This window comes from Paenibacillus sp. FSL R7-0313 (genome assembly GCF_037969885.1).
In the GTDB taxonomy this organism is placed as follows: Bacteria; Bacillota; Bacilli; order Paenibacillales; family Paenibacillaceae; genus Paenibacillus.
In genome coordinates this window covers 5,347,036-5,360,871 of sequence record NZ_CP150219.1, presented here as the reverse complement: position 1 = coordinate 5,360,871, position 13,836 = coordinate 5,347,036, and the positions used below count along the sequence as shown (strand labels likewise).

The following is a 13,836-nucleotide window of genomic DNA, read 5'->3' as shown; positions in this document are numbered from 1 at the left end:
TAACAGGAAAGGGGAATTTGCGGAAGAATTGACCACTGTTTATTTTGGTTCAGGGGCATCAATCACACGAGCAATGACGAATCCATCGTAACCTTTGCTACCGACCGTTTGTAGTGCTGTAGCTTCAAGCCGAGGGTGATCCGCGATCAACTGCAGGAATGATCGAACGCCCTGAACTCTGGGGTCTGTGCTGTCTGTGCGGATCACTTCACCGTCTCTGACGATATTATCACCAATAATAAGACTCCCCGGCCGAGTCAGTCGTAGGGCCCATCTCAGATAATCGGGATTACTCGGTTTGTCAGCATCGATGAAGATCATATCAAACGGTTCTCTGTATTCTTCCTGAACATCGGGAAGGGTGGTTAGTGCAGGACCAACTCTCAGGTCAACCTTGTGCATCAGTCCTGCTCGTGTGAGATTGGCTCGCGCCAAGTCCGCATGGTGTGGTTCGGATTCCAGTGAGACGATGCGTCCGTGTTCAGGCAGTGCTCTTGCCATCCAGATGGTACTGTACCCACCCAATGTGCCGATTTCAAGTACACGGGATGCACCTTGGATTTGCAGCAGGAGTTGAAGTAACTTTCCTTGATTTGGTGTTACGTCATGAGCCGGGAGTCCAGCTTCGGCATTGCTTTGCAGTGTATGTTCCAGCAGGGTATCTGATGGAATCAGCAGATCATTCATGTAATCGTCGACTTGAGTCCAGGTATGCTGTAGGTTGGTCGTATTTATATTTTTCATTTTCACATGTTCCTTTCTTTGTTTCGTGTATTGGATTTCATAATTCAACTATAGATGGAGTGAATGTATAAATAAAATATATATTATGTATGTTAATATAACTTTAGATTATGTATTTGACGTGGAAGAGGTGTAACACATGAATCTGCATGGATTACGATTATTTCATGCCATCGTGAGATATGGCGGGGTCACTCGTGCCGCAGAGGAACTAAATATTAGTCAACCTGCGGTATCTTCTCAGGTGAAGAAGTTTGAACGTGAATTGGGAATCCAGCTTTTTGTTTCGGAGGGAAGAAGACTGGTGCTTACGGATGCGGGGGTACAGTTAACCGGTTATGCGGAACGCCTGTTTATGCTGGAGCAGGATGTCGAGAATTTTGTGCAGGATTTTCGGGTGGGCAAGAAAGGACTAATCCGTCTTACCGCAACCTACTTGCCTTCAAATTTTCTGTTGCCGGGCTGGATTGCGCGGTTTAAGCAAATGCACGAGGATGTGGAGATTGTTGTGAGCACAACCAACACCCGGATGGCTTTTGACCAGTTACTTCGTTATGAGGCAGAGATTGCAGTGTATGGTGGAAGTGGAATTACACATGCGGGTGTCCAATGGGATGAATTGTTTGACGATGAGATGTGGTTTGTTGTACATCCAGACCATCCGTATGCAGGCAAAGAAATCGAGCTGAATGAGATGGTGGCAGAGCCGTTCATCATGCGTGAAGAAGGCAGCGCCACGCGTGAGCGACTCGTTTCCCTATGCACAACAAATAACCTGGCCGCTCCCCGCATTGCGCTTCAGTTCAACGGGCTGAATGAAACGATTAGTGCGGTGAAGGCAGGTTATGGAGCCAACTTTATATCTTCTTTGGTTGTGAAGGAAGATGTGCAGCAAGGCAAGCTGGCACGTGTGTTCGTTCGAGGTGTACAGCTGAGAAATACGGTTGCCGTATGTACACGAGCAGGGGAAGTGTTGTCGCCTGCTGCACAACATCTGGTCAAGCTTATCCGCCAAGAAGCTGCTTTGATGAAATAAATAGCGTGATTATACTTAAAATAACTTAAAGTCCATGTTCAAAAAGACCAGTTTTCAGTATCCTATAGCGGATTTTTGAACAGCCTCTTAAAAATGAATAGGTTGCTTCTCCAAATATTAACTTTCGCTTTGTTGTGAAGTTCCCCATGCATGTAATCGGGCGTATAGGGTTATGCCGCCAATGATCAGGACAGGAATCCAGACTGCAATCATGGGCAAACGGTGGAATAACAATGCTGCTGCAATGACGCCGATCAAATAGATGACAACAGCAGCTGCACGAAGGTAGGAATCTGTGGACAAGGCTTTGGTTAACGATCGGATATTGGCATGTCGCAGCTTTTTGAGAATGCTTACGGTATCCTCAACCACAGCGGCCAAATTATTGGTGAGCACGGTTGTTGAGATGCCAGCAATGCCAATGCGGCGTGCCGCAGTTGTTTGCATCCCCATTGCAACGGCAAGGATGACAATTAACAGATAGGACAGTTGTTCTGAAAATGGACTAATCATGGTGATTGCGAACAGCAGAAGCAATATGCTTTCAACAGTGAACACTGCTGTGACCCTGGAAGACCAGCCATTTTTGGTCTGCACAGGTCCAACCATATGTGCTGCAATGGCATTGCCGGCAATAAAACCGATGAGAGCAAGCAATGACCGCAGCACAACAAATTCCTGAGCACGGGCAATGGCAATACCCAATAAAACAATATTTCCCGTCATATTGGCTGTAAGCACATGCCCGAGTCCCAGATATCCGATCAGATCCACCATTCCGGCAGTCATGCAGAGAAGCAGCATAGCGTATTTTTGGAGGGTGCTTTGATTCATTCTATCCGTCCTTTCAGAAAAACGTAGCCCCTCCAGTATACAGCCATAACGCATGATTCTTCAAAATGAAATTCATAGTGAAAGACTTAAGGTGCAGCGAGCCAATCAAACATATTGTTCACCGCTGACTCATGTATTTTCTCGTGAAAATGATGATCCTGCCCGCCATAAGCGTGAAATGTGACGTCTGCACCTCGGCGCTTAAGCCAGTGATACATTCGGGTTCCGTGACTGTAATTCACCTGTGTATCTGATGTACCATGCATGATTAGCACGGGACAAGATAGTTTGTTTGCTTTTGACAAGGGAGAACGGGCGAGATAAGCTTCCGGAACTGCGCGTGGGGAGCCACCCAGCACCCGTTTCAATGTGCGCCTCAGGTCGGTTCGCTCATGGTAAGTGCGTTCCACATCGGCGACACCGCTCCAAAGAATTAACTTATGTACTTTGTCCGGTCCCTCATTGTAGGCAGTTGCGGTATGTACAGCATTAATGGCTCCACGGGAGAACCCCATTAACGATATCCGAGTTGGGTCGACAAAAGGTAAACGCTGTATCAACCGGTAACCTGCATGCACATCTTCGGCATCTCTTCCGCCATACTCGTCACGCCCCTCACCGCCTTCGTTGCCACGATAGGATGGGGCGAACACGATATAACCTTTATGTACAAATTGCTCAAGCCAAACGGTATTTACCCCGCCATAGCTGCCAAGTCCACCGCGACAATAGATCAAAACCGGCCACTGTTCCGGTAAGTTATCCGTATCATGTATTGTTGCAGCAGGGTAATGGCTGGCGAGCGGTTGCAGATGAAGATGTAGAGGCTTATGTATGGAAGCGAAGTCTGGAAAGGAAGAGGAGACAGAGCCGGGATGAGACGTTTCATATGTCGTGATATCAGGTAATGAACAACCTTGTGGCAGGTATAAATAAGCTTTAACTCGAAGTGTATCGGATGAATACGTCACTTGATAGAGCAGTAAAATCCACCTCTTTTATTAATATTTGCGTGCCAAATGACAGGGATGCTTCTATAGGATGCGCGTAAAATAAGTTCCCATACCTTCCAGGCTGAATCACCAGCCCAAATGTAAGAAATTCGTTTATTGGCTCCATATGATTTATAATGGTTCAGGAGACATGTGGATTGACCGCTTGTTCTCATATTCATAAAACTAATTTTAGTGTGCAGAAAGAAAGGGAGAAAGCCATGATGAACGCTCCACATCCAATCGATCAATTCAAGAAATTCAAATATGAAATTACGAGATTTATGATGATCTATAAATTTGCTCTGGATCAAATGGAGACCAAGATTGAGGTCCTGAAGGAAGAATTCCAGTCTTTGCATGATTACAGTCCAATTGAGCATACAAAGTCCAGACTGAAATCTCCTGAGAGCATTATGAACAAGATGTTCCGTAAAAATCATGAGTTAACATTTGAGAGCATCAAGCAAAATATCAAGGATATCGCCGGGGTACGGATTACATGTTCCTTTATCTCGGATATCTATCGCATTAAGGATATGCTGTGCAACCAGAGTGATCTGCGTGTACTGGAGGTCAAAGACTACATCGAGAATCCAAAGCCAAACGGCTACCAAAGCCTTCACCTTCTGGTGGAAGTGCCGGTGTACATGTCCAATGGTGAGGAACGAGCATGTGTGGAGATCCAGATCCGTACAATCGCGATGGATTTCTGGGCGAGTCTGGAGCATAAGATTTTTTATAAATACAATAAGGATGTTCCCGAGCATTTGACGAGAGAGTTAAAGAGTGCGGCAGATTCGGCAAATGCGCTGGATCAACAGATGGAGCGACTTCACCGGGAAATTCAGGAGATTAAGGACGCCGATAATGAGCGGGATGAAGAAGAATTGCGCCGTATTATTATTAACAATCAACAGTTCACACTGCCGTCCAATCTGCTCAAGCTGCTGGGTAGCGGGGAGTAGTATTTGATGAAAAGTACAACAGCTTCATTGAACACAAACTCCACATCTCGTGTACGGATGGCTTTAATTCTGGGGACACTGTCGGCCTTTGGGCCGTTGTCCCTGGATATGTATTTACCCGCATTGCCCACGCTGGCTGATGAGTTTGGTTCATCTACTTCGTATGCTCAACTCAGTCTGACGGCGTGTATGATTGGACTTGCGGTTGGACAGTTGCTTGCCGGACCGCTAAGTGATGTACGTGGTCGGCGAACACCGCTCATTGCAGGGCTTGTGCTCTATACGATCGCCTCCATACTTTGCCTGGTCAGCCCGACGATGGGCTCTTTTGTTGTGCTGCGGTTCATTCAGGGTGTAGCCGGAGCGGCAGGGATCGTTATCTCGCGCGCAATCGTCAGAGACGTATATTCGGGCCCGGAACTTACACGGTTCTTCTCCCTGTTAATGCTGATTAACGGCGTAGCTCCGATTGCTGCACCGATTATTGGTGGACAATTGTTGACGTATACGTCGTGGCGCGGCGTATTTATTTTGCTTAGCCTCATCGGAATACTGACGCTGTTGGCTGTCATTTTTGGTCTTGGAGAGACCTTGCCTTCCAACCGCAGATCAAGCGGCGGATTGAAGCAGACATTAATTACGTTTCGCCAAATCGCAGGGGATCGTCAGTTTATGGGGTATGCGTTAACCCAAGGGTTTGTAGCTGCTGGCATGTTTGCGTACATATCCGGTTCGCCGTTTGTGCTTCAGAAGATATACGGGGTATCCCCGCAAATGTTTAGTGTCTGCTTTGCCATAAACGGGCTGGGCATTATTCTGGCCAGTCAGATTGCCGGCAGACTTGCAGGTAAGGTATCTGAAACCCGGCTGTTAATCGCGGGGCTGCTAACCGCGGCGCTCGGAGGAACTTCACTGCTCATCGCCATTCTGGCTGGAGGTAATCTAATCTCTGTACTGATTCCGTTATTTCTGGTGGTATCCAGTGTTGGGTTGGTCAATACCGCGTCCTTTGCCTTGGCGATGGCCAATCAGGAGAAATCGGCAGGCAGTGCGTCTGCGCTTATTGGTGTGATGACGTTCCTGTTTGGTGGTATTGTCGCTCCCCTCGTAGGTATCGGGGGAGAAGGCACAGCTGTGCCAATGGGAATCGTTATCGCGTGTGCGGATCTCGGGGCCTTGGTGATTTACTTCCTAATGGTCAGTAGGGGCAGGAAGCGTCAGATGGATCAGGTGTTGAGTTAAAGACACTGATTCTGCACACCTTGCATTTGTGGGGTCTTAATAATGTAAAGGTACATCTGGTAAAAGAACGAACAAGAGCCTCATTTGGAAGGAATCATGCTTCCAAGTGGGGCTCTTGCTGTAGGTAAGGACAGGATTAGCAGAGCGCAAACAAAATCTGTGTATTGGACAGTATACCTGGCGTGAGGAATGGATAGAAGTACCCCACCACAAAACCAAACAGATTGATGGCAGGCCACATCAGGTACACATCATTGTATGTGAAGACAAGGGACCACCGGTTATAGCAAAAGTTGGGCAGCACACGTTCTTCGTTATCTCGTGGTGCCGCTGCACCAGTCTGTGCAAATTGCACAGCTTGAGTGAGGTTTTGCGGCTGTTGCTGGAGGAAGAGCGGAAGTAGACCCGGGCTGCTTTTGATCAGGTTATACAGAAAAAGCATTTCTGCCGGAGGCTGACCTACCGGACGAGGATAGGCACTAAGCAGGGTGGGCAGATTGCCTTGCGCCAGTTGCGCAGGTACGCCCGTTGCTGTACCCGGGAATGTACCCGGAATGCCTCCGGGGATATATGGACCAGGTCCTCCGCCTGGAATGTATGGAGGATAGGAGCCTTGACCGCCAGGTGTACCTGGAAACGTCTGACCACCCGGTGTGCCGCCACCACCACCTGGGAACAGTGGAGGCAATTGAAAGGAACGGTCTTCTCCATAACTTAGATAAGGGTTATATTCGTAATACATGTACAGAACATCCTTCCTGTCGTCGTATTCTGCATTCAGCATATGGCGGCATCCGCCTATATGTGAGTGCCGTCAAGAAGATTTTATATGATCTATATAGTTGAACTAATCATTTACACCAAACGGAGAAGATAGAAAAAACCTGAAAAAGCGAAGCGCTCGCCTAAAAGCTTTCTGAAAGAAAGCTGCATCGGAAGCATACGCTATCACCGGATTTTCCCTTAGAGAAAGGGGGATCGAAAAAATCTGGGGATAACAGCGATTGGAAGGTTGTTCTATCATCGAAGTGTCAGTGTAAATAATCTTTAGTTCAACTTTATAGCGCAGAGCATAATCGAATTGACAACTGAACTGATAACAATTATCATTGTCAATGGAATCGGACAAATGTACATACGGATATTATATGTATCAATAATAGTATCAATATTTTTGAACGTAGATATCTGTCATAATAACGCCTAATGAGGTGTTCATATTGAAAGGGGTTAATACAGTGTTTAAGAGAAATAGAAAGATGATCATGCTTCTAATTACGGTGATGGTCATGTCCATCTGGTTGGCCGCGTGTGGAGCGAAGCCTGCAGAGAACGGAGCAGCAGGAGAGAACGATACAACAACGGAGGCAGAGACGCAAACAGAAGCCGCTACAGAGCGCACATTAACAGATGCAATGGGACACGAAGTAACAATTCCCGCAAATCCGGAGCGCATTATCGCTTCTTATCTGGAAGACAATCTGGTAACACTAGGCGTTAAGCCAGTTGCCCAATGGTCCGTAGCCAACGGAATTCAGGAATATTTACAAAAAGATCTGAATGGTATCTCCACGATTGCTTTCGATCTGCCTTTTGAAGCGGTAACAAGTTTTAATCCGGATCTGATTATTATCGGTTCCGAAAGTGTAGTTGAAGGTGAGAAGTACGAACAGTACAGTAAGATTGCACCGACGTACGTACTCGGCGATGAGATTAATAACGACTGGCGCAAAACGCAGCTGAAAATCGGTGAAATTTTGAATAAGAGTGCCGAAGCACAAAAAGCGCTGGATGATTACGAAGTTAAAGCTACAGAAATCAAGGAAAAGATCAACACCGTTACAGGGGGGACAAAATCGGCAGCTGCCATTTGGTTGGTTAGCGGCAAGTTCTTCATCGTAAGTGACAATGTATCGAGTGGAGAAGTAATGTACAAAGAACTGGGACTTGTAGAGCCTGAAGTTGTAAAAGAAATCTCTGCCAATGCGACAGGTAACTGGTCTTCCATCTCTATGGAGAAGCTGGCTGAAATGGATGTAGACTACTTGTTCTTTGTGAATAGTGATGAAGGTACAGGGGCAGAAGCACTGAAAGATCCGGTATGGCAAAGCATCCCAGCTGTGAAAAATGGTAATTTGTTCGAGTTTCCCCGTTCCAGCAGCTGGTTATATAGTGGAGTTCAAGCGAATCTTCAAATTATGGAAGACATTCAAAAGAGCATTGTTAAATAAGAAATGGTCAAATGTATAACATGTTTGAACTCCTTGGTGCAATGGACACCAGGGAGTTTTTTTGTTAATACAGCATTTTAGGATATATAATAAAGAAGTTAGTTTATTGTATTGTCATGAAGTAGAGTGGTCATATACTTTGTGGCAGGGAAGGAGATATTACATATGTATACATTGGATCCACGTGAAATAACGGGAAGAGACAACTATAAACTGATGAGTGGTTCGGTGGTGCCGCGTCCAATAGCTTTTGTGACGACACGTTCAGATGAGAATGGTGTGATCAATGCAGCGCCTTTTAGCTTCTTTAATGTGGTTAGTTCGGACCCACCGCTGTTATCCATATCCATTGCACGTAAAGACGGTATCATGAAAGATACCGCACGTAATGTGCTTGCTCATAAAGAACTGGTCGTGCATATATGTGATGAAGCGATCATAACAGAAGTGAATGAGACAGCAGCTATTCTTGAACCCCACGAAAGTGAGCTTGAGCGGACGAAACTGACTACAGTGCCGAGTACAAAGGTCACCGTGCCAGGAATAAAAGAAGCACTTATTCGGATGGAGTGTGAGCTGTATCAACACATTCCTATCACGAATGATGATGGTAAACCGGTGAGTGACCTGCTGCTGGTACGCATTGTGCAGTATCATTTCAGCGAACAAGTCTATAATCCGGACAAAGGCTATATCCTCATGGATCATTTGAAACCAGTCAGCCGACTGGCAGGTAATGATTATGCCAAACTTGGGGAGAGATTTACTATAATTCGGCCTGAGTAGTTCTGACAGATCGAATATGTAATATAGGAACGGGTTTAATCCGGTAGCAAAGGCGGACAGCACGTGCGAAACTCGCATATGTTGTTCGCCTTTGCTTGTTAATATGAACATAAACAGGACAGGTAGTGAATAGACTTGTACTATATCCTGCACACATGTCATATGAACCTATTTTATATATAGGTTGTTTAAAAAGCCTACTTTTGAACACGTACTATAAGGGGGTTAAGCCGATGAACCAGCTTGAGGCAACTACTGGGGCAAGTATTATGGGAATAGGAACGGCGTGGCCTGCCCACCGTATTGAGCAAAAGGATGTGTCTGCCCGTCTCGCGCAAGCGCTGGAACATGAGCCAGATGCGAGAAGGTGGGCCAAACGAATCTTTAATCAGTGCGGTGTGGAGACTCGGTATACGTGTGAACCGAATCTGCTTGAGCCTGTTGATTCTTGCCGATATTTACCCTTTACCAATGCGGACGAGGTTCCGACTACATCCGAACGTATGGGCAAATACAAAGCTGCTGCTGTTCCACTTGGTCTCGAGGCGGCCGGACAGGCCATTCAGGATGCAGACGTAACCTCCTCGGAAATTACACATCTCATTACGGTGAGTTGCACGGGGCAATTCTTGCCGGGACTTGATGTTCGGCTGATCCAACAGCTTGAACTGTCACCGCAGATCAACCGGATTCCACTGGTGTTTCAAGGATGTGCAGCCGGTCTGAAGGCGATCCAACTGGCGAATTCCATTGTAACGGCAGATCAGAAGGCTACAGTTCTCATCGTGTGTGTGGAACTATGCACACTTCACTTTCAGCCATCTGCCAAACGGGACGACCTGTATGCCGCATCGTTTTTCGGAGACGGTGCCTCTGCCTGTGTTATTGGTGCGTCCGGAACAGACCGCAATGAATGTTTTCGATTAGGTCATGGGCAATCAACGCTGCTCCCGGATTGTGCAGAAGAAATGATCTGGGAAGTGGGCAATACAGGTTTTGATCTCTACCTGTCACCACAGATTCCGAAGCTGCTTGGTTTGCATCTCGGTCCAGAGGTAGAGCGGTTGCTGGAGGGTAGCAGTTTACCGGAAATATGGGCGATCCATCCGGGAGGCAGAGGCATCGTGGATGCCGTTCAGAAGCTGTATCAGTTGACAGATGAGCAGGTCTCCTACAGCAGAAACATTCTGCGGGATTATGGCAACCTGTCGTCCGTGACGATTCTTTTTGTTCTTCAAGCCATCCGCGAGGATTACAGACAGAAGGAAGAGCATTCCAGTGGGATTGCGCTGGCCTTTGGCCCGGGACTGACGGCAGAGTTACTTCCTTTTACATACATCCCTGCCCCCATAGCGAACAGAACACCTGTGAATCATGGTATCCAATAGTTCGCGAACCCGAGTGAAGGAGATATACACCGCAAGTGTATGAATGTGCTTAGATCTTACCGATGAACATAATCGAAGGACTAATCTAATTGCAGAGGAGCTTAGGTATGGGTTATCGCAGACTTGCTGCCTTCATCAGCCGATATCCGAGGTTCATTATTCTCTGCTGGGTATTTATCATCGGAATGTCAGCGGTCTGGGCGTGGAAGTTACCTGACATAGTTCAGGATCACGGATTAAAACGGGTTCACGGGGATGCGCAAGCAGTTGATGCTGTTCTGGAGGACGAATTCGGTTCTCCTGCTGATCCGGTTATTCTGGTTTTTGAGAAAAAGGAAAATACCTCGCCGTTACAGTTCCGGCAGTGGATCAAGGATCAATTGACACAGGTTCTAGTGCTGCCTGCGGTAACCTCTATCACGTCCCCTCTGGATGTTAGCGAAAGAGTGACGATGCAAGACCAAAGGGCATATGCCCTTGTGAAAATGGATGTGCCCGCGCATCAGATGGGTCCCCCACTGGAGCAGTTGCGCGCCGTGTTGGCAACAGACGGTCCAGGTACGGTGCAATTGACGGGAAAGGCAGTCGTGCAGCAGGATGTCAATCATCTGAGCTTTCGTGATCTGGAACGTGCAGAAATGGTCGGCCTGCCGATTGCCCTGATCGTTTTGTGTTTTGCATTCAGGGGGCTATATGCCGCGTTGATTGCTGTTATGATGGGCATCAGTGCTGTGATTACCGCTATGGGAGTCACGTCACTCCTTGGTTATCATCTGGAATTGTCCAACTTTATCATTAATGTGATTCCCATGGTGGGAATGGCACTCAGTATAGACTTTGCCCTGATCATCCTGAGCAGGTACAGGGAAGAACTTCAGCGGGTCTACGAAGATGAAGGCAAAGCTAACGTTACGGGCAGCAGCCTGGATATGCAAAGCGAGGTTTTGCGGAGCGAGATTCTTCAGCGAACATTGCGTACAGCAGGCAGAGCGGTATTGTTCTCGGCAGCTTGCGTGCTCCTTGGGCTGCTGGGTTTGCTCTGGATCAGACTGCCAATGTTTCTGAGTGTCTCCTTGGGGGCCATTATTGTTCTGCTCCTATCGCTATTGTTAAATGTTACGCTGCTGCCAGCTCTACTGTCACTGTCTGCGGATCGGGTCTTCAAGCGAAAGTTAATCCATTCGTTACCCAGACGCTCGGTCTGGCATAGATGGTCAGCAATGGTCATGAAACGACCAGTCAGTATGGCCATTGGAGGTACGGTTGTGCTGCTCCTGTGTGTTTATCCAGTGACCCGGTTGGAACTGTCCGTCCCGGATGCTTCTTCACTGCCAGAGAGAATGGAGTCCCGCCAGACAGCAGAGCAGTTGCAACATGATTTGGGGCAAAAGAATACCTCCGCCATCGAGATCGTGATTGGCGGACAGCAGGAACTGTTAACTGCCTCTCACTGGCAGTTGGCCCACAACAAAGCCCGTCAATTACTGCAGGACTCAGACGTATTGAGCATTGTTTCACCATGGGGTCTATTACAGCCGAATCAAAATGGCGCGCAAAGCCTTTTTCGAATTCCGCCGTCGTCGCTCACTCCTTCCATAGAAGGTAAGGAGTCAACAAGGACGGCATGGCTGCGTTCAACGGTCTCTGATCATTCCATACGATTGGTAGCCACCGTACACGGGGAGCCCGGGTCGGAGCAGGTGGCAGATTGGCTGGAACGAATGAGGAATAGCGATTATACGCTTGGTTCCAACAACGTAAAACTACGTTATGGTGGGGAAGCTGCCAAGCAGTATGAAATAATGCAGGAAGTCACAAGTCAACTGCCCAAAGTGCTGGTATTTGTAGTGGTCACCAATTATCTTGTGTTACTGGCGGCATTCCGATCGATGCTCATTCCAATCAAGGCAATTCTGATGAATCTGCTCAGCTTAGCCGCTTCATTTGGCATATTGGTGTGGGTGTTCAATGAAGGACATCTAGGTATGGAGCCGTCAGCCATTGCCATTATGATTCCTGTATTCATTGCAGGATTGGTGTTTGGCATATCCATGGATTATGGTGTGTTTATGCTGAGCCGTATTCAGGAAGTGTATAGACGAACCGGAGACAGTGATGTGGCTGTCCAACAGGGATTGGCTTCTACGGGTCGTCTGGTTACCTCCGCCGCGGCAATTCTGCTTGCGGTGACCGTGCCGTTTGCTTCTGCCGAAGTCGCAGGTGTGAGGCAGTTAGGGATCGGAATCACGGCAGCGGTGTTGATTGACGTTACATTAATTCGGCTAATACTGGTACCTGCATTGATGAAATTAATGGGCAGGTGGAACTGGTGGCTGCCAGGTCAGATGAAATGAAGGGTATTTCCGTAACCTGTCTTCAGGTTGGAGATATCCTTTTTGGCTAGAAATCGTGTGATTCTATTCAAAACAGGCAAACATGTTCAATTCATGGCTGACCTAGATGTTCTATAATGGATGGGATTAATTCCATGTAACAGTCTTATATCTACGTTATCCTACGAATAACAGGAGGGACACAGGCCCATGTCGGATATTGAAGCCTATTTACAACAACAAACGAATCTCCGTGATCGTTCCGCGTATCATGCAGATCAACCCCTGGAGTTATGGCGAAGTCAGTTACGTACACGTGTAAAAGAACGGTTGGGCGGTTTTCCCACGATGGCGGCCGCACTGAATCCTGTCTTACTGGAGCGCATTACATGTGACGGATATATTCGGGAGCGGATTGAAATCACGACCTATGCAGGACTTCGTATGCCTGTATATTTATTAATTCCAGATGAGGGTAACGTTACCGATACTAAAAGACCTGCTATCGTTGCTTGTCATGGGCATGGCTACGGTAGCCGAGAGATATCGGGTATGGAACCTGATGGGTCGCCACGGACAGGAGAGCCCGGATTACACAAGGACTTTGCAGTAGCTCTTGTGAAGCGTGGTTATGTGGTTGCGGCTCCAGAGCTGCTCGGATTTGGTGATCGAAGACTGGAAGAGGACCGCGATGCGCCACCAGGGGTAAGTTCCTGTACGAAGATTGCTGCGCATCTGCTCATGGTGGGGAAGACCCTCGCCGGTCATAGGGTGTATGAAACAACACGTGTATTGGATTATGTATCGACTCGGCCAGAAGTGGATTCGGAGCGAATTGGAAGCATGGGTATCTCGGGCGGTGGGCTGGTGACCGCATTTACAGCCGCGTTGGATGAACGGTTCAGGGCAACTGTGGTAAGCGGTTATGCAAATACATTCCAGGGCAGCATATTGGATCGGAACCATTGTCTGGACAACTATGTGCCAGGTATCCTGGGTGAAGCGGAGTTGCCGGATCTCATCGGCCTGATTGTGCCTAGGCCACTTTTTATTGAAGCTGGAAGTGATGACCTGGTGTTCCCCATTCATGCAGCGAGAGAGGCGTATGCCCGTTTGACACACATATATGAGCAGGCGGGAGCATCAGAATCACTGGATGCGGATTTCTTTACAGGTGGACATGAGATTAGCGGAGCGAAAGCCTATGACTGGCTTGACCAAGTTCTGTGAAGTTGTGGATCGTGCACCGAGTTAATTCTGATTCGAGAGGAGAATTCAGTGA

At 47.6% G+C, this 13,836-nt stretch carries 12 protein-coding genes; 8 read left to right on the top strand and 4 right to left on the bottom strand.

Annotated features, from left to right (window positions below; genetic code table 11):
* Positions 1-39: 39 nt before the first annotated feature.
* The gene (locus NSQ38_RS23110) at positions 40-744 is read right to left on the bottom strand and encodes an O-methyltransferase (RefSeq protein ID WP_339784199.1); all 705 of its coding nucleotides are present in this window, start codon (positions 742-744) and stop codon (positions 40-42) included.
* A 139-nt stretch (positions 745-883) separates the two neighbouring features.
* On the opposite strand from NSQ38_RS23110, the gene NSQ38_RS23105 reads away from it, so the two are divergent.
* A complete protein-coding gene (locus NSQ38_RS23105) occupies positions 884-1,780 on the top strand; it encodes a LysR family transcriptional regulator (RefSeq protein ID WP_339784198.1) in 897 nt (298 codons plus the stop codon).
* 117 nt (positions 1,781-1,897) lie between these two features.
* Here the strand turns inward: NSQ38_RS23105 and NSQ38_RS23100 are convergent, their stop codons facing one another.
* Together NSQ38_RS23100 and NSQ38_RS23095 are read right to left on the bottom strand one after the other, a co-directional pair.
* A complete protein-coding gene (locus tag NSQ38_RS23100; RefSeq protein WP_339784197.1) occupies positions 1,898-2,614 on the bottom strand; it encodes a YoaK family protein in 717 nt (238 codons plus the stop codon).
* Between the two features lie 86 nt (positions 2,615-2,700).
* Entirely contained in the window at positions 2,701-3,585 is an 885-nt protein-coding gene (locus NSQ38_RS23095) for a prolyl oligopeptidase family serine peptidase (protein ID WP_339784196.1), read from the bottom strand.
* A gap of 245 nt (positions 3,586-3,830) precedes the next feature.
* Between NSQ38_RS23095 and NSQ38_RS23090 the strand changes: the two genes are divergently transcribed.
* Together NSQ38_RS23090 and NSQ38_RS23085 are read left to right on the top strand one after the other, a co-directional pair.
* Positions 3,831-4,574 (top strand): GTP pyrophosphokinase family protein, encoded by a 744-nt coding sequence (locus NSQ38_RS23090; protein WP_036608962.1) that lies wholly within the window; start codon positions 3,831-3,833, stop codon positions 4,572-4,574.
* A gap of 6 nt (positions 4,575-4,580) precedes the next feature.
* Complete coding sequence (locus NSQ38_RS23085; protein ID WP_339784195.1) at positions 4,581-5,816, top strand: multidrug effflux MFS transporter; 1,236 nt, start codon at positions 4,581-4,583, stop codon at positions 5,814-5,816.
* 136 nt (positions 5,817-5,952) lie between these two features.
* Here NSQ38_RS23085 and NSQ38_RS23080 read toward each other — a convergent pair whose 3' ends face one another.
* Positions 5,953-6,600 carry a hypothetical protein gene (locus NSQ38_RS23080; RefSeq protein ID WP_339784194.1) on the bottom strand — a complete coding sequence of 216 codons (648 nt, stop codon included), beginning with the start codon at positions 6,598-6,600 and terminating at the stop codon, positions 5,953-5,955.
* Positions 6,601-7,054: 454 nt separating this feature from the next.
* Here NSQ38_RS23080 and NSQ38_RS23075 point away from each other — a divergent pair, with 454 nt between their 5' ends.
* The 5 genes from NSQ38_RS23075 to NSQ38_RS23055 all read left to right on the top strand — a co-directional run bounded on the left by NSQ38_RS23075 (position 7,055) and on the right by NSQ38_RS23055 (position 13,784).
* Positions 7,055-8,047, top strand: coding sequence for an iron-hydroxamate ABC transporter substrate-binding protein (locus NSQ38_RS23075; protein WP_339784193.1), 993 nt, complete (start codon positions 7,055-7,057; stop codon positions 8,045-8,047).
* Positions 8,048-8,212: 165 nt separating this feature from the next.
* Positions 8,213-8,833 (top strand): flavin reductase family protein, encoded by a 621-nt coding sequence (locus NSQ38_RS23070; protein ID WP_339784192.1) that lies wholly within the window; start codon positions 8,213-8,215, stop codon positions 8,831-8,833.
* A 233-nt stretch (positions 8,834-9,066) separates the two neighbouring features.
* Positions 9,067-10,221, top strand: coding sequence for a type III polyketide synthase (locus NSQ38_RS23065; RefSeq protein ID WP_339784191.1), 1,155 nt, complete (start codon positions 9,067-9,069; stop codon positions 10,219-10,221).
* A 107-nt stretch (positions 10,222-10,328) separates the two neighbouring features.
* Positions 10,329-12,575, top strand: coding sequence for an MMPL family transporter (locus NSQ38_RS23060; protein WP_339784190.1), 2,247 nt, complete (start codon positions 10,329-10,331; stop codon positions 12,573-12,575).
* Between the two features lie 189 nt (positions 12,576-12,764).
* The gene (locus NSQ38_RS23055; protein ID WP_339784189.1) at positions 12,765-13,784 is read left to right on the top strand and encodes an alpha/beta hydrolase family protein; all 1,020 of its coding nucleotides are present in this window, start codon (positions 12,765-12,767) and stop codon (positions 13,782-13,784) included.
* Positions 13,785-13,836 lie beyond the last annotated feature (52 nt).

What these genes read in the sequence shown, in the direction of transcription:
- NSQ38_RS23065 (WP_339784191.1), top strand. Translation starts at nt 9,067, where the DNA reads ATGAACCAGCTTGAGGCAACTACTGGGGCAAGTATTATGGGAATAGGA.
- NSQ38_RS23055 (WP_339784189.1), top strand. Translation starts at nt 12,765, where the DNA reads ATGTCGGATATTGAAGCCTATTTACAACAACAAACGAATCTCCGTGAT.
- NSQ38_RS23105 (WP_339784198.1), top strand. Translation starts at nt 884, where the DNA reads ATGAATCTGCATGGATTACGATTATTTCATGCCATCGTGAGATATGGC.
- NSQ38_RS23110 (WP_339784199.1), bottom strand. Translation starts at nt 744, where the DNA reads ATGAAAAATATAAATACGACCAACCTACAGCATACCTGGACTCAAGTC.
- NSQ38_RS23070 (WP_339784192.1), top strand. Translation starts at nt 8,213, where the DNA reads ATGTATACATTGGATCCACGTGAAATAACGGGAAGAGACAACTATAAA.
- NSQ38_RS23060 (WP_339784190.1), top strand. Translation starts at nt 10,329, where the DNA reads ATGGGTTATCGCAGACTTGCTGCCTTCATCAGCCGATATCCGAGGTTC.
- NSQ38_RS23100 (WP_339784197.1), bottom strand. Translation starts at nt 2,614, where the DNA reads ATGAATCAAAGCACCCTCCAAAAATACGCTATGCTGCTTCTCTGCATG.
- NSQ38_RS23090 (WP_036608962.1), top strand. Translation starts at nt 3,831, where the DNA reads ATGAACGCTCCACATCCAATCGATCAATTCAAGAAATTCAAATATGAA.
- NSQ38_RS23085 (WP_339784195.1), top strand. Translation starts at nt 4,581, where the DNA reads ATGAAAAGTACAACAGCTTCATTGAACACAAACTCCACATCTCGTGTA.
- NSQ38_RS23080 (WP_339784194.1), bottom strand. Translation starts at nt 6,600, where the DNA reads ATGCTGAATGCAGAATACGACGACAGGAAGGATGTTCTGTACATGTAT.